At 34.1% G+C, this 15,547-nt stretch carries 15 protein-coding genes; 9 read left to right on the forward strand and 6 right to left on the reverse strand.

Annotation, left to right across the window (positions count from 1 at the left end; genetic code table 11):
* Window position 1: 1 nt before the first annotated feature.
* Both PLJ10_00370 and PLJ10_00375 read right to left on the reverse strand, forming a co-directional pair.
* A complete protein-coding gene (locus PLJ10_00370) occupies window positions 2-1,183 on the reverse strand; it encodes an exo-alpha-sialidase (GenBank protein HOK08095.1) in 1,182 nt (393 codons plus the stop codon).
* A 21-nt stretch (window positions 1,184-1,204) separates the two neighbouring features.
* A complete protein-coding gene (locus tag PLJ10_00375) occupies window positions 1,205-2,173 on the reverse strand; it encodes a heparan-alpha-glucosaminide N-acetyltransferase domain-containing protein (GenBank protein ID HOK08096.1) in 969 nt (322 codons plus the stop codon).
* Window positions 2,174-2,316: 143 nt separating this feature from the next.
* Here PLJ10_00375 and PLJ10_00380 point away from each other — a divergent pair, with 143 nt between their 5' ends.
* The 4 genes from PLJ10_00380 to PLJ10_00395 are packed head-to-tail and all read left to right on the forward strand — an operon-like array spanning window position 2,317 to window position 7,933.
* Window positions 2,317-2,703, forward strand: a complete 387-nt coding sequence (locus tag PLJ10_00380; protein HOK08097.1) for a RidA family protein — start codon at window positions 2,317-2,319, stop codon at window positions 2,701-2,703.
* A gap of 5 nt (window positions 2,704-2,708) precedes the next feature.
* Entirely contained in the window at window positions 2,709-3,977 is a 1,269-nt protein-coding gene (locus tag PLJ10_00385; GenBank protein ID HOK08098.1) for a tetratricopeptide repeat protein, read from the forward strand.
* A 10-nt stretch (window positions 3,978-3,987) separates the two neighbouring features.
* Window positions 3,988-6,015: a carboxypeptidase-like regulatory domain-containing protein gene (locus tag PLJ10_00390; protein HOK08099.1), complete on the forward strand. Its 2,028-nt coding sequence runs from the start codon at window positions 3,988-3,990 to the stop codon at window positions 6,013-6,015.
* Window positions 6,016-6,034: 19 nt separating this feature from the next.
* On the forward strand, window positions 6,035-7,933 hold the full coding sequence (locus PLJ10_00395; GenBank protein ID HOK08100.1) for a redoxin domain-containing protein: 1,899 nt from the start codon (window positions 6,035-6,037) through the stop codon (window positions 7,931-7,933).
* A 7-nt stretch (window positions 7,934-7,940) separates the two neighbouring features.
* On the opposite strand, the gene rpsT is transcribed toward PLJ10_00395, so the two are convergent.
* Entirely contained in the window at window positions 7,941-8,213 is a 273-nt protein-coding gene (gene rpsT / locus PLJ10_00400; GenBank protein HOK08101.1) for a 30S ribosomal protein S20, read from the reverse strand.
* Between the two features lie 174 nt (window positions 8,214-8,387).
* Here rpsT and PLJ10_00405 point away from each other — a divergent pair, with 174 nt between their 5' ends.
* The gene (locus tag PLJ10_00405; GenBank protein HOK08102.1) at window positions 8,388-9,308 is read left to right on the forward strand and encodes a hypothetical protein; all 921 of its coding nucleotides are present in this window, start codon (window positions 8,388-8,390) and stop codon (window positions 9,306-9,308) included.
* Between the two features lie 9 nt (window positions 9,309-9,317).
* Here the strand turns inward: PLJ10_00405 and PLJ10_00410 are convergent, their stop codons facing one another.
* The 3 genes from PLJ10_00410 to PLJ10_00420 form a co-directional block, all read right to left on the reverse strand.
* The gene (locus PLJ10_00410) at window positions 9,318-9,962 is read right to left on the reverse strand and encodes a class II aldolase/adducin family protein (protein HOK08103.1); all 645 of its coding nucleotides are present in this window, start codon (window positions 9,960-9,962) and stop codon (window positions 9,318-9,320) included.
* A gap of 290 nt (window positions 9,963-10,252) precedes the next feature.
* Window positions 10,253-11,188: a branched-chain amino acid transaminase gene (locus PLJ10_00415; protein HOK08104.1), complete on the reverse strand. Its 936-nt coding sequence runs from the start codon at window positions 11,186-11,188 to the stop codon at window positions 10,253-10,255.
* A 91-nt stretch (window positions 11,189-11,279) separates the two neighbouring features.
* Window positions 11,280-11,819 (reverse strand): CBS domain-containing protein, encoded by a 540-nt coding sequence (locus tag PLJ10_00420; protein HOK08105.1) that lies wholly within the window; start codon window positions 11,817-11,819, stop codon window positions 11,280-11,282.
* A 122-nt stretch (window positions 11,820-11,941) separates the two neighbouring features.
* Here PLJ10_00420 and PLJ10_00425 point away from each other — a divergent pair, with 122 nt between their 5' ends.
* The 4 genes from PLJ10_00425 (at window position 11,942) to PLJ10_00440 (ending at window position 15,542) form a co-directional block, all read left to right on the forward strand.
* Window positions 11,942-13,495, forward strand: a complete 1,554-nt coding sequence (locus tag PLJ10_00425) for a CoA-transferase (GenBank protein ID HOK08106.1) — start codon at window positions 11,942-11,944, stop codon at window positions 13,493-13,495.
* Between the two features lie 22 nt (window positions 13,496-13,517).
* Complete coding sequence (locus PLJ10_00430; protein ID HOK08107.1) at window positions 13,518-14,360, forward strand: lysophospholipase; 843 nt, start codon at window positions 13,518-13,520, stop codon at window positions 14,358-14,360.
* A gap of 108 nt (window positions 14,361-14,468) precedes the next feature.
* Window positions 14,469-15,209 (forward strand): hypothetical protein, encoded by a 741-nt coding sequence (locus tag PLJ10_00435; GenBank protein HOK08108.1) that lies wholly within the window; start codon window positions 14,469-14,471, stop codon window positions 15,207-15,209.
* 30 nt (window positions 15,210-15,239) lie between these two features.
* Window positions 15,240-15,542, forward strand: coding sequence for a transcriptional regulator (locus PLJ10_00440; protein ID HOK08109.1), 303 nt, complete (start codon window positions 15,240-15,242; stop codon window positions 15,540-15,542).
* The last annotated feature ends 5 nt before the right edge of the window (window positions 15,543-15,547 follow it).

Here is a 15,547-nt window from a genome sequence, read left to right on the forward strand (position 1 = left end):
ACTAATTCGATATTATCCAATCCTCATTAAACCAAGCGTGTCGTATTGTAGAGCCCTTGGTATCCTCATCTTTACATGAGTAAGAGCAATGAATAAGTCCATCATGTGTTTGAATCACAGAGGGATAAGAGTAATTTCCTTTACCAAATTCTGTTTCTTCGATGGCTTTACTCCATTTCCATGTTTCACCTTCATCATCAGATAAATATACACTCAATTTATGTCTACCATTTATTGTGTCATTACAGACTAATGCCCATTTGCCACTCTTTAATGTGATACATTCTACACTGGAACCAGGGTTAGGAATTTCTAACATGGACACATTGGACCATGTCATCCCCATATCTTTTGAATATGCAGTTCGTACTCGTTTTGGAATGCCATTATCACGCATAAACGCAACAATGGTTCCGTCCTTTTTCTTTACAAAACTGGGTTGAATATTTGAAATATTTTTTATTTCAGGGTCTAATATAGGATTGCTAAAAAACCAATGTTCTCCCCAGTCATCCGTAAATCCAGCCAAAGAGCAATTGAAGACGTCGGAATAAAGGCCAAGCATTATCCGTTGCTCCGTAATCATAATTGGATGAATGCGAGTCATCCAACCTAATCGCTGGGATAGTTTTGTTTGGGCGGAAACTTTTGCAAATTCAATTTCCTTTTTTAACTCGGGTTCTATATTTGTAAGCATATCGATGGCAGGTTGACCTTTTTCAATGACTTCTAAGAATTTTTCTTCTAAATTTAAAGGACGTACATGAATAACATCTTGCCACTTCCAGCGTGGCGGTCCATCTTTCTCATAATCTTCAGAAATACGATATTTTAATAATGACCCACCCCATTGATTGTCCTGAACCGTAATCCAAAATAGCCAAAGTACTTGTCTTGGGTCAATAAAAAGTACAGGATTACAATCAGGAAGGTCTGGAGTATCTGCCATAACGAAAGGGTCACACCAACGGTCTTTGCTTGCCTTTTTTCTGGCTCCTTGCAACATGACATCGTCACTAGTCCTTTCACCTGAGCCATGAAACCAAACTGTTAGTAATGTACCTTCTGATGTTTCCACGATGCTTGAGCCATGGTTGTGTTTATCGTTTGGAGGAAAAATATTCTCTTTTTGGAAGAAAGGTTCAGACAAAAATGAACTTAATAAAATAATAACACTTAACATAATAGTATCCTTTCTTTATTTTTATACTTTTATGTATATAGATTTGATTTCCAACATTTTAGCTACAATAAAGCATAACAATAGTATACCTATTGAGGCAATATATGGGGTCATTGAGTAATTATAGAGATATTCTGGAAGTATAAGTCTCAGGATAACTATTAGAATAGCTTGAAGGAAGTATAGAACTAAGGAGTTTTTACCCATAGTTGTGAAAGGTTTAACAATTATATTTATTTTTTCATTGATTAGATAGAATGTACAAAGGGATGTGGAGCACAAACCAGCAAAGAAAAGGGAATAAGATGCAGTCATCCCTTTTTGAGTGAAAGGTAGAGAAGACATTGGTAATATGGATATGGGATGAGCAAGAATCCAGCCGAAAAGAGTAAGTATAATACCACCTAATAACCAATACGAAAACGTTTTAGGAAAAACATTTTTATTTTTCTCAAAATGTATTGCACATACAGAACCCCAAGCTAAAATAAAAACCCAACTAAGAGGTCCTAAAGGTCCACCATCGATTGAATTTGCCATAAGCCAATTACCGTAGTGCGTAAGAGAAAATAGTAACTGGTATATGAGTAAATATAAGAAGCCTGCAGATAGTATAAACGTAGATGAAGTGCCAATAAAAGGATAAATTAATAGCCCTGCGATTCCAATGTCAGTTAAAGCATCCCAAACGGAAACATAGAAGTCAAAATGTCCATAAATAAAGCCAAGAAATGTTATAATTACATACCTTTTTATTATTTTTTTATGTAATTCACTTTTTTTAAGATGTTGTGCATTCTTAGTGTAAGATAATCTGTAAGAAAAGCCGACGATGAAAATAAAAGCAGGTGCTACGAAGTCGGCAAAAGTAGCACCGTACGTATGATGACGAAACCAACTAAAGGATGTATCAAATTCATTGCAAACATTGACGAAAATCATGCTCAATATAGCAAATCCACGGAATTGGTCGATAAATTTCCATCGCATTTGTAAAAACCTCAGTTTCGATTAATACGTAAAGGCAGATGAGATTTTTTAAAATAGATGTATAATATAGCAAGTAAATTTATGATAATAAAAGTCTATATTTTTATTTAATATTACGTTTTTAGAAAAAGGTAAAAACAAAAATGTTAAAAGAGCCTATTAATTCAAAAAAAGGTCCTCCTGCGATAGGGCCTTATTCGCATGTAGTAAAGGTTGGTAATTTATTATTTGTCTCTGGACAAGGACCATTTAGTAGAGATGGTTCTGGTCCAATTAAAGGTACTTTTGAGGAACAGGTAGAGTATACGTTAGAAAATTTAAAGCTAATCTTAAATGATTGTGGTTGTGATTTGTCAGATGTTGTGAAAGTAACCGTTTTTTTGACAGATATGAGTCTTTTCCCAGATTTTAATAAAATCTATAGTAAATATTTTTCATCGAATTATCCTGCCCGTTCGTGTGTTGGTGTTAGCCAGTTACCTGCTGGAATACCTGTTGAAATTGATGCGATTGTTGTTTGTAAGGAATAAGTTGGATGGTTTTTAATTGGAAGTTAAAATGTATCTATACCATTTTGTTTTTGGGGATACCATTATTCCAAGCCTACTCTATAGAGGCTATGGAATTAAATAATCAAGGAGTAGAGGCATATAACCGACATGATTATGAAAAAGCAATAACATTGTTATATCAGGCATTATCTTTGGAACCTAATAGTAAGGTTGTAAGAAAGAATTTGACTAATTCTTTACAAGCGTTGGCAGATGAAAAGGCGAAGAAGAATGAATATCGCGAGGCAATAAATTTAGTAAATGATGCTTTGAAAGTAGATAATAATAACTTTCTTGCTCATCTTCAATTAGGTGCTTTTTTGTTGAATACAGGGCAATTGGCTGATGCAATTCGACATCTTGAAACATCCATTAGGTTAAAGCCAGGTTATTTGGATGCCCATGAATTACTTGGTGAGGCGTATTACAGAGACAATGATATTTTGTCAGCACGAACTCAGTGGGAATATGTTTTGCAAGTTGACCCTAAACGGAAAGAATTAAAAGAAAGATACGAAAAAGCATGTAGGGAAGAGGTAGTTGAAAAATCATTTAATAGAACTGTATCACAATCACGGCACTTTAAATTAACTTATCCGAAGGAGATAACATACCAAATTCGTTCACAGGTGCTATCTGTGTTAGAAAGAGCCTATTTAGAAATAGGTAGAAAATTTGGAGGTGTATTTCCACAAGGACCCATTCAGGTAATATTATATGATGTTGAACAGTTCAATGCTGTTGTTCAGTTAGGGCAGACAGTAGGTGGTGTTTATGATGGTAAAATACGCATCCCTGTTATCAACAATAAAGGGAATATCTTGCCTGATGATGAAATTAAACGAAGAATTTATCATGAGTATGTTCATGTGGTGATGTATGAATTGTTAAAAGATAAAGTTCCATGGTGGGTTAATGAAGGTTTGGCAGAGACTCTTTCTCGAGAATTTACAGAACGAGAAAAGAAGATATTACTGGATACTATTAACAATAATAACGGATTAATATCATATAAGAATCTTGAAAAAGTAACTATTAATGATGTTTTTGCATCTGATGCAAAAATGTCAATTGCTTATACACAATCTCACGCTGTAATAAATATGTTATGGAATAAATATGGTCAGGGGAGGTTCCTCAATTTTATTCAAGCACTAAAACAAAGTGAGAATACCGAAGAAGCATTAAGAACTACCTATCATATTGATTATCAGGGATTAACAAGAAGTGTCATCCAATATATTCAAAGATAATTTCTATAATATGAAAATATATATTTTCTTTAATATCTTTTGTTGTTTGATTTTCTTTAATAGTTTTGCAGGCAATTGCATCGTAAGAGGGAAAGTTATTGATGAAAGAGGCACTCCTGTGTTAAAGGCGGAGGTGTATTGCGAACAGGGGTTGTCTGAACCTCTTTTACAAACATGGACTGATAGTGAGGGGAAATTTGCTTTTTTAGGATTGAGAGAAGGACCATCAGGTTTCTTTGCTACATCAGAAGGTAAAGCATGGGGAGGCATTCATATTAATTTGCCAACAGAGGAAGAAATTTCCAATGTTGAAATTATTCTTTCCGCTCCAGATAAAGTAACAGGGTTTACTGTTTATACTGATGAGAAAGGAAAAGAGAAGGGTGTACCTGGGGTTGAGGTCGAACGATTTGCTATATTAGGTTCTGAAAAAGTAGCCATTCCTTATTCGAAATTAGTTAAATATGGCTATAAAAAGATAGTATCTAATACTGATGGTTTCTTCACTATAGATAAAGTTCCTAAAGAACAAGCAATTTCGATTAAGGTAGTACATCCAGATTATGCAGTGGCAACATTAGAAAGTGTTACGCCTGGGATGGAGGCTAAAATACAATTGTCGAAGGGTTGTGTAGTGTTGGGTTCTGTTTGGACTATTCAATTAGATAAACAAGTTAAAGTTGCCAATGCTGATGTAATTATCAAGAATACTCAGCCACCTTTTGAAAGTGTTTTTGTACAAACGGATAATGACGGGGAATTTACAATACGATTAAATACGGGAGTATATCTTTGTAAAGCAGAAACGAGCCGTTTATCAAGTACAGGATGGGAAACAAAGAAGATAAGCAACCCATTAGGTGAATATCTGAAATTACAGGTTTGTCCTTCTACCTGGCTTTATGGAACTATTGGAGATGCTATATCAGGCGAACCTGTGGCAGGAGCACGTGTTGTAATTGAACAAGGGGGACGAAAATCACTTGTATTAACAACAGGTTCAAAGGGAAAATTTCAAGGGAAGGTAACACAGGGACAAGCTTTAGTTAAATTTGAAACTATTCCAGGGTATTCAATGCCTCAGCCATCTCAAATAAGGGTGTTGGTGTCTGATAAAGAAATAGAACTCCCCTGTGTATGGGTGAAACGATTAAATTCCCTTAAGATAAAAACGGTTGCTGTAAATGGAACTGTGCCTGAAAATAAAACTGTAATCGCCAATCTAATAAACCCTACACAGTTAGGCTGGTATATTGGAAATACTCAAAATCCACTGGAAATAAATATTACAACTTTTCCAGAAAAGGGGAATATATTTGGCTATGTAGAAGTACCAGAAGATAATGAAGGAAATTTATTTTTAATAGTAGATAATGATTTAAGTAAAGTATATGAAGTGCCATTAGGTAAATTAGGTAAAGTTAAAGGGATTCTTTTAAGTAAGCAGGGGAAACCTATTAGCGGTTTAATATTTTCATGTATTTTTGTTGATGAGCGAACAAATCAGGAATATGTTTTATGGCAAATTCTTTCTAATGAGGATGGGTCGGTAAAATGGGAGTCTGTAGTGCCAAAAAAAACTATAGTTTTCAAAATATATGGTATTGATGGGACTTTGCTTTGGGAATCTACGCCTTTACATTTTGAGGAAGGAGAAGCGAAAGATTTGGGCTACATTTATATAGATAAAATACAAGATGAAAATATCTCAAATAATATAGTATTTAATCCAGAAAAATATGTGCAGATATGTCCTGAAGGTAAAAATCCAAGAGATAATAATAAAGGACCTGCTCTCTTTGTTTTTGCAGAAGAAGAAGAAGTGTTAATGATTCAGGAGGTTCTTGATAATATACGGAAACTATGGGGTGAAAGTGTTCAATATGGAATTATAGTAGAAAAAACAGTGGATTGTAATGGACTTAATATCCCAATTTATAGAGGGAAACAACCTTCATTAGCTACAACTTATGCGATAGATAACTCTGGTAAAGTTATATATGAAGTGGTAGGACTACCGATTATTAAAAAGCCTTAAACTAAAGTTGATAGTTTTGATGAAAAATAATTGTAAATACAGTATTTTTAAAGAGAAGCATAGTGTTGTTTTGTTTGTTATTATTTTTGTGTTCGTGTGTATTGATTCATTCACTTATGAAATTAAAGGAAAAGTTTATCAACCAGAAGGCTCTTCATCTTCAAATGTAACGGTATGGTGTGTTCATCCAATAAAAGGAGCATCTAAAGTTGTTACGGATGAGGCAGGACAATTTGCCTTCACAGATATACCAATGGGTGAAGTTTCATTGATTGCAAGAGATAGTAACAAAAAAATAGGAGGTGTTTCTTTAATATTAACCAAGAATGAAACTAATGTAAATATCAATCTTTATAACGGTGTTGTTCAAAAATTACGGATACTAAATCCCAATCTTGTGCCAGTTTCGGGTGCGTATATCCGTCGTTTATGGGTGGGAGATATCTTTTGTATTCCAGCAGAAGAAATATCGGAATTAGGTTTTGGTTGGATTCGTAGTGATGATAATGGTGAAATCCTTCTGGATAATATGCCAGTAAAAGGATTTATTCGTGTCTTGGTTGGTCATATTGATTATGCAGATACCTATTTACCATTTATCCCAGTAAACAATAAGAGTATGGATATAATATTAAAAAAAGGCGTGATTATTAGAGGAAGAGTAGTAAAGGATGGTAAAGGGGTGAAAGAGGCATTGATAATTAGCATACAAAAAGGAGTAGGAAATGAGCCGTTTATATTACCAGTGAAAACAGATAAAGAGGGTTTATATCGTTATAGACTTGGGAAAGGAGAGTATCGAATCTTTGCGTCCTATCCAGATTATCCGAATACAATACCTAAAGAAATATCTATTACGGGGGATGAGCAGGAAGAATTGTTAGTAGATTTTGAATTTAAAGATCCATTATATATTGAGGGAACTGTTTCACTTAAAGATGGTACTCCATGTCAGTTGGCAAAAGTTGCTATTAAAGAAGAAAATGGAGTTGAGGATTTTGTTTTTACTGATGATGTGGGGAAGTATTTATTAAAGTCCAGTTCTCAAAAGGTTAAAGTGAAGATTATTCCTCCACCTGGTTTTATAACAGAAACATTGCCAGAAGTTCCTGTAGATTTTCAGAATGAAAAGAAAGTTTTTATACCTAATATTTATGTAAAAAAATTACCTGAAATTAAGGGGAAAATAACTTTACCTAATGGTGAGGGAGCAGACAAAGTATTTATACAGTCGAAAAACACTGATTTTCCAATATTTGCAATTACAAATAACGAGGGAAATTTTCACATAACATTCGATTCCGTTCCTGAAGTAAATACAGTGGAATTTGTGGTGGAGCATGCACTTCGATTTTTACGTGCGGAGTTTTCTTTTAACTTATACGAAGAAAATCCATTAATAAATTTACCACTTCAGCCATTTGAACCGAAACAGGAAAAATTTATAAATAAGGAAGTGAGAAATAAATTAGGACATATAATTGATAATCTTGCTCCTGAGATAGAATGTCGTGCATGGTTTAATTATAAGGATAATGAGAATCCATTGCAGAAATTGCAGGGGAAAGTTGTTTTACTTTTATTCTGGGGAGGTTTTGATACCACACCTTTTGGGATGAGACATGTTGAAGAGGCACGAGCTTTGTTTGATTTGTATAAAGGTGTTTCAGATGTGGCAATTCTTTCTGTACATGATGGTTTATCAGAGGAAGAAGAGGTCGAAAACTATATCAAGACATATCGTATCGAGTTCCCTGTAGGATTGGATACAGATGATACGAAGACTTTTGTTAATTATTCAATAGAATTTATTCCCCAGTTTGTATTGATTGATAAAAAAGGAATAGTTCGCTATACAGATGTATTAAATAGGACAGTCGAATTGATAAAGGTACTTCGTCGGATGGCAGGTAATTAACAGAAATTTAGTTTACGGTTAATGCCTTATTGATACGTTTCATTAAACGGGACTTTCTGCGAGCTGCTGAATTACGGTGGATGACACCCTTTGCACAGGCACGGTCGATAGTCGAAATTGCTTCTAAAATCGCAGATTGTCTTGTTTTATCATCAGCATTATTTACACTCTGAATGGCTTTTTTTACCATCGTTTTCATACGGGAACGAATGGAAGTATTTTTTAATCTCCTTTGTTCATTCGTTTTAATACGTTTCTTTTGTGATTTAATATTAGCCATTGGTTGAAAAAAATCTCCTTTTCGTTTTGGTGATTATCATTTTTAGAGATAATATTCTATCAAATATATAAAGAAAATTTCAAAGAAAATTTTGTTATAAATTTATGATATGATTAAGCATAACGTTTTAATTATCAATAACCAATTTATTTCCTCAATACAAGAAAAGGTCTTATGTGGAATATTTTATTTCGAAAGATTATTGTTATTTTAAATTATTTAGGATTAGCCCCTATTTTGTGGTTATTTCGAAGAAGAATTAGAGACGAGGTAGTTAAATTTCATGTAAGTCAAGCAATTGTATTGTTTTTTTGGTTCCTATTACTCATAATATTTCTTTTGATTACAGTAGCACTTTTATCCATAATCATTTTATACTTTCCTGATTTTTACCAACAGTGGGAGGTAGAACTGTGGTTTATCAGCATTGCAAGAAAGTTAGTGTTATGTTGGTTGTTATTTTTATGCTTTGGTTTGGGAGGTGCTTTATTAAACTCAGACAATCCTTTACCCTTTGTATCGTTTTGGTTAAGAAGAAGGAAACTAATGCTATTTACTGAAATTATCAATCTTTTTTTATTTTGTTGTGCGTTTTCATTAGTGATTATTGTCGTATGTTCTCGCATGTTAATGTATCCACAATTAAACTCTCCAAAGGTGTATGTTTTGTATGATAATCTTGATTATTTGCCGAATTGGATTTTTGAAGTTGCTTTTTTCCCAATTGTAAAGACAGGATATAAAGTATATGGGAGGGGAAGTGTATCAGAGAAGATTATTGCTAAGGAAAGCCTTACAGAGGCTTTAGAAAATGCAGAAGTGATTTTTATTGCTTCGCATGGTATGGAAGATGGGATTTTGTATTCGAAGGGTACCATAAGAGTAGAAGATATTCAAAGTATGAAAAAGAACCCGAATTTAAAGTTTGTATATCTTGCAAGTTGTAAAAGTGGGATGTTGAAAGAAATGTGGGATAATGCATTTGCCCCTGCAAAGGTATTAACATATAGCCGAATGACAGCCACTTTTGAACATGTATGGTGGTTTTGGAGTAAAGGGCCTAAAGTGGTTATGGGAGAATATAGTAACAATTGATTAATAATTTTATTGCCCTGCTGTGTGTGTTTTTATTGATAACTTAACGTATTGTTCTTCTGTCAAAACATTGGGTTTTCCTAACAAGTAGGCGTAATACAAAATTTTCGCAGAATGTTCTACTCGTTCAAGATAAGAATACGCCTGATTTAAGTCTTTACCTACAGTAAGAACCCCGTGTGATTTGAGTAAGAGTGCATTATGATTTTTTATCCAAGGTTTAATTATGGTAGAACCTTCTATGCTTCCAGGGGTTGCGTAGTCTGTAGTGGGAACTTCCCCTAATGTCATAACTAATTCGGGGAGTATAGGTGTGCATAGGGATATATTTAACAATGATAACACAGTCGCAAAAATAGGATGTGCATGGACAACAGATGTAATATCTGGACGTTCTTCATAGGCTGATAAGTGAGTATAAAATTCAGATGAAACCGTTCCTTTACCTTCTAAGACTTCACATTTATTGTTTGTGAGTAAAATTTGTTCAGGTATTAATTCCCCTTTACATGTATTACTGGGGGTGCATAAGAATTTATCTTCTTCTAATCGAATACTAATATTGCCATCGGTAGAGGAAATGTATTGATTAAGATACATTTTTTTCCCAATTTCACAAATCAGTATTTTTAAATTATCTATTTTGTAAAGCATACTACTCCGATTTATGTTTAGATACGGGTTTATGAAGAACTAACCATATAACAAGGCAAATTAAAAATGAAAGTCCTATATGTATTGCGAATATTATGAATAATTGAGTATTGACTTTCCATTGGAAAAGGTTTAAGTAACATTCCCATATAGGAACGGAACGGACTTTTTTCCCATTTACAGTGATTTCTAATAAAGAAAAAGGAAGGGTAATTATTAAAAGGACGACATAGTTTAACCAGAACCACGGAATTGATAAAACAGCAATAAATATCTTTTTTATGGACATGTTATTCACAGGGAACGGTAGTACACCAATGTTTATATTTATCTATTTCACCTTGAACAACTTTGAAGTATATTTCCTGGAGTTTTTTAGTTATAGGTCCAGGTTGCCCTGAACCAATAATTCTTCGGTCTACAGAACGGACGGGTGCAACTTGAGCACCTGTGCCACAGAAGAATATCTCATCCGCAACATAAAGTTCGGTTCGTGCGATAGGACGTTCAATTACATTAAGTCCCAACTCATTTTTGATGAGTTCAATAATCGTATTCCTTGTAATACCCACAAGAATAGTTTCCGAACGAGGAGGTGTTATTAGTTCTCCTTGATGTACTATAAAGATATTCATTGCACTTCCCTCGACAACCATCCCTTGTTCGTTGAGGAAAATAGCCTCATTAAATCCTGCTTGTTTTGCTTCGGATGCTGCTAATGCTGAGTTAATATAACTTCCAGTGGCTTTTACCCTGCTTGGAATTGCATTATCTGCAAGTCTTCTCCATGATGAAACACATACATCTAAACCTGAAGTAATATCACAATAATCCCCTAATTTAATTACATAACAGCATAATTTGCTTTCAACCCCTTTTAAGGTAGGACCTAATGATAACTCACTTTTATATATGATGGGACGAATATAGACGCCTTCTTTGAAACCGCTCTTTTTAACAAGTTCAATACAAATATCTTCTATTTCTTCCTGTGTCTCCGGTATTTCCATACAAAGAATACGGCAATTTCTTACAAGTCGGTCAATATGTTCTTTTAAGCGAAAGATAAGAATGGCATTTTTGTTTGCAGAATAATAACCACGGATACCTTCAAACAATCCCGTTCCATAATTAAATGCATGTGTCATAATACTTATCTTAGCATCTTCAATAGGAATATAATTGCCTTCAAAATATGCAATTTTACCTGGATACATGGTTGCCATAGTTAGAACTCCTGTTTGATTAAAAAATAAAAGACTCTGTTCATTTTAATATAAACTGAGTCTTATCATCAAAAAGTGGAGTACTAATTTTCTATTTGTTTTTGTAAGAATGTATTAACTCTTCCACAATGGGATCAGGTTGAGGTTCTGCATTCTCTATAATAACTCGATTGGAAGATATTCTCCATGTAGGTTGATGAGCATTTTCGTAATATTGATCATTAATTTTTCTTAAAAGTTCTTTCGTTTCTTCTAAATCGGACTCGATGAGATCTCTCATAGATAATAACCCAACAACGTGATGGTTCTCATCAACCATGAGAAGATGTCTTACACCGTTCATAAACATAAGCATTTTAGCAATATTTATATCCTCTGCTTCATGGACATGAATTAATTTGGTGTTCATCACATCATGAATTAATGTTTCTTTTAGGTCTAAACCTTTGTTTAGTACTTTTCGAATAATGTCCTTTTCTGAAATAATTCCAACAATATCGCCTTCATCGTTCGATACCATTGTTGCACTTATGTTTTGGTCACAAAAAAATTTAACGACATCCTGAATGGTCTTATCTTGATGAATAGGTAGATGTGCTCTTAACTTTACTTTTTCTTTCAAACTTGCCATTGTTAATCCCTTTCCTTTTGGGTTTAATTTGTTTTCAATTTTATAAACAAGTATAAATATTGATATATTCCTTATATTGAAAGTAAAAAATACAAAAGTTAATTAATAGAAGGAAGTTTAGTATGGCAAGAGTAGTGACGGCAGATGAAGCAATTAAATTAATTCCTGATGGAGCAACGGTATTAATAGTTCCCATGCCTTCTGAAGAGGTGTATCCAGCGTTTGCACGTGTTTATCAACAAACGGGGCATCCAAAGGATTTAACAGTTGTATGGGCAGCAGGTCTTGGTCCATTAAGTGAGGAACCAAAAGGAATGAACCATTTTGCAGTGCCAGGAATGGTAAAGAGAATTATAGCTGGACATTGTGGTTTAAATCATAAAATTATGAAATTTATTGCAAGTAATCAAGTGGAAGCATACAATATCCCCCAAGGGACGATGTGTGAATTATATAGAGAGATAGCTGCTGGTAGACCTGGGTTGATTACGACTGTCGGATTAGGAACATTTGTAGACCCGAGATATGGCGGTGGAAAAGTGAATGAAAAAACGAAATCGTGTGAAGACCTATCCGAGATTGTTGTAATTGGGGGAAAAGAATACATTTTATATCGTTCGTTTAAATGCGATGTGGGTATAATTCGTGGAACCACTGCTGACCATCATGGTAATATTACTACTGAGAAAGAAGCACTTATTATGGAAATATTAGAAGGTGCTATGGCTGTAAAAAACAGTGGTGGTTTTGTAATTGCACAGGTGGAGCGATTAAGTGATGAGCCAGCTAAACCGAGTGATGTGCGAGTTCCTGGTGTTTTTGTAGATTACGTCGTAGTTGCTCAAACTCCTGAGGCACATCCACAAACACTTTTTGTACAGTATGACCCTTCATTTTGTGGACATGTCAGAGCTAATCTTGAGGAAGAATTAGATGTTATGCCATTAAATTTTGAAAAGGTTATTGCCCGACGTGCATTTATGGAATTAAAGCCTAAGATGCTTATAAATCTTGGTTTTGGTATACCAATGGGCGTTGCCAAAGTCGCTTTTGAAGAAGGGGTATTCAATAAAATTACAATGACAACAGAAATAGGAGTAATTGGGGGAATTCCAGAAACAGGCAAAAATTTTGGTCCTGCGAAGAATCCTCAGGCGTTTTTATCTCAATCTGCAATGTTTGATTTTTATGATGGAGGAGGACTTGATATGACCTGTGTAGGAATGGCTCAGGTCGATGCAGAGGGAAATGTGAATGTTAGCAAAGTTGGTCCTATTGCAATTGGACCTGGTGGATTTATCAACTTAACACAATCGGCAAAGAAACTGGTATTTTGTGGTGAATTTTCCGCTATGGGTAGTAAAGTGGACATTGTTGATGGAAAAGTGAAAATAGTGAATGAAGGGAAGGTTAAAAAATTTATTCAAAAGGTGGAGCAAATTACTTTTAGTGGAAAGTTCGCATTAGAAAATAAGAGAGATGTTACTTATATTACGGAACGTTGTGTATTTAAACTTGTCCCAGAAGGGTTAATGATAACAGAAATTGCGCCAGGTATAGACTTAGAAAAAGATATATTAAATCAAATGGGATTTAAGCCTATAATTCCAGAGGAAATTAAACCGATGGATGCAAGATTATTTGTGCCATCTCCAATGAAAATATCATTTGAATAGCATATAAAAAGAAGGAGGAGTTATGTTAAACGAAGGATGGTTTAACATTCGAAATGAAAAATTTTATCGTAGGACGTGGCTTTCTGAAGAAAATAAAAAAATAGCCAATATAATTTTAATTCATGGTTATGGAGAACATTGTTCACGATATGACTATATGTCGGAAATGATGAATAAACAAGGAATTAATGTTTTCAGTTATGACCAGCGTGGATTCGGACATTCGCCAGGGAAAAGAGCATGGATTAACGATTTCAATGAACTTCTTGATGATTTTGATGTCTTTTTAAATGTAATAAAAGAGGAGATAATTAGTTTACCAACATTTTTTATGGGACATAGTATGGGAGGGATGGTTCTTGCCAGATATGTTGAAACACGACCTAATTGTTCTGCTAAAGGACTTATTTTTTCAAGTCCATTTCTTGCTTTAAATGAAGATGTTCCAAAGTTTTTATTAAAGTTATCAGGTATCTTAGCGACAGTTCTCCCATGGGTTCCTGTTTCAAGGGTGGATAATACAGCCTTATCAAAAGATTTAGACGTAGTTAAAAGGGCTGATGAAGACCCATTAGGTTATCATGGAAGTGTCAAAGCATACACAGGATATGTATTTTATAAAGTGATTCAGGAAATACAACGTGATTTTAAGTTAATTAAACTACCAACAATAATTCTTCATGGGAAAAAGGACCAAATAGTTCCCTTCTCAGGAAGTATTAATTTGTTTGAAAATATTACATCAGAAGATAAGGCGATACATCTTTTTGAAAATGGTTATCACGAGTTATGGAATGATTATGAAAAAGATGAAATGATAGGTAAAATATGCGGATGGGTAAGTGAACGAGCATTGAAATCATAATCTAAGAATTTTTTATTTAATACCCGCCAGAAAATGATTTAAAATATATTATTATAGAATTAAAAATTAAAATAGAGATGGCTAAATATGTCAAATAGAAGGAATAATGTGAATTCGTCTGATCCGAGAGAAATCCTTTATTGGACGCGTACATATGCGCGAAGTAGGACTATTTACTTTCTTTTTCAATGGTGCTTGATTGTTTTAATTATATGTGTAATAGGTTTAATTGCAAATCTAACTCAACAGGCATATATCAATGGTAATAAACCTTTGTTCTATACATCGGTATTCTTTCTTGTAGTTGCTTTTTTGTTCTTTGTTTGGATTTCTATATCTCGCTGGACTGCAGAAATTGTATGGCAACTTACTATTTGGTTTTATGGGAGAGAAGGATATGTTCTCCCTGATGATAAACATCAGTCAAAAACGTTACCGAGATGGGTTATTGCATTAATAGGATTGATGTTGGTGTATCATATCTTTGGAGCATTGTTAATTTCATTTCGTTATTTGTCTTTACAATATTTACAGCCTTTTTCTGCTTTAGCATTGGTTCCCGTGTTGTGTATCCTTATTTTTTATCAAGGATTGGGTTTTTGGGCATGGATTTGGCCTGTTTTATATGGACTTCATGCAATTTTACTCATATGTAAAATACCAATTAGTTTCCCATCCCGGTGGTATTTATTAAACATTATGGTCCCTGTTTTTGGTTATGGTCTTATTGCCATTATTGTAGGACATATTTACAGTCGTTATGCACTATGGAAATTGAAATCTATAAGTAGACAAGGCTTAGAAGAGTTTGAAAATCTTGCCCATGATGAGGAAACGGATAATACATAGAAATAAATTGAGTATTAGGTTTATTGTTGAATGTCAGAACTTGACCGCATAATACATGAACCAGCACGACTGCGAATTTTAACAATTCTTGCAGGGGTGGAAGCATCTGATTTTAATTTTTTGTTAAATACATTGGGATTGACCAAAGGCAATCTTTCTTCTCATATGGACAAACTCGAAAAAGCAGGATATGTTAAAGTTGAGAAGTCATTTAATGGACGGATTCCGCATACAGAGTTTCAAATCACCGAGAAAGGGAGAGATGCATTAGAAAATTATTGGAAGGAATTAGATAGAATTAGAAACCTGAACCCGCCTGTAGAAAATGAATAAAAATT

Origin of the sequence: Candidatus Hydrogenedens sp. (assembly GCA_035361075.1) — a bacterium.
GTDB lineage: Bacteria > Hydrogenedentota > Hydrogenedentia > Hydrogenedentales > Hydrogenedentaceae > Hydrogenedens.

Bases quoted from the DNA above. Each gene is read 5' to 3' on its own strand.
- PLJ10_00440 (HOK08109.1), top strand. From the start codon at position 15,240: ATGTCAGAACTTGACCGCATAATACATGAACCAGCACGACTGCGAATT.
- PLJ10_00410 (HOK08103.1), bottom strand. From the start codon at position 9,962: ATGCTTTACAAAATAGATAATTTAAAAATACTGATTTGTGAAATTGGG.
- PLJ10_00405 (HOK08102.1), top strand. From the start codon at position 8,388: ATGTGGAATATTTTATTTCGAAAGATTATTGTTATTTTAAATTATTTA.
- PLJ10_00395 (HOK08100.1), top strand. From the start codon at position 6,035: ATGAAAAATAATTGTAAATACAGTATTTTTAAAGAGAAGCATAGTGTT.
- PLJ10_00385 (HOK08098.1), top strand. From the start codon at position 2,709: ATGGTTTTTAATTGGAAGTTAAAATGTATCTATACCATTTTGTTTTTG.
- PLJ10_00375 (HOK08096.1), bottom strand. From the start codon at position 2,173: ATGCGATGGAAATTTATCGACCAATTCCGTGGATTTGCTATATTGAGC.
- PLJ10_00415 (HOK08104.1), bottom strand. From the start codon at position 11,188: ATGGCAACCATGTATCCAGGTAAAATTGCATATTTTGAAGGCAATTAT.
- PLJ10_00380 (HOK08097.1), top strand. From the start codon at position 2,317: ATGTTAAAAGAGCCTATTAATTCAAAAAAAGGTCCTCCTGCGATAGGG.
- PLJ10_00430 (HOK08107.1), top strand. From the start codon at position 13,518: ATGTTAAACGAAGGATGGTTTAACATTCGAAATGAAAAATTTTATCGT.
- PLJ10_00390 (HOK08099.1), top strand. From the start codon at position 3,988: ATGAAAATATATATTTTCTTTAATATCTTTTGTTGTTTGATTTTCTTT.
- PLJ10_00370 (HOK08095.1), bottom strand. From the start codon at position 1,183: ATGTTAAGTGTTATTATTTTATTAAGTTCATTTTTGTCTGAACCTTTC.
- PLJ10_00420 (HOK08105.1), bottom strand. From the start codon at position 11,819: ATGGCAAGTTTGAAAGAAAAAGTAAAGTTAAGAGCACATCTACCTATT.
- PLJ10_00425 (HOK08106.1), top strand. From the start codon at position 11,942: ATGGCAAGAGTAGTGACGGCAGATGAAGCAATTAAATTAATTCCTGAT.
- rpsT (HOK08101.1), bottom strand. From the start codon at position 8,213: ATGGCTAATATTAAATCACAAAAGAAACGTATTAAAACGAATGAACAA.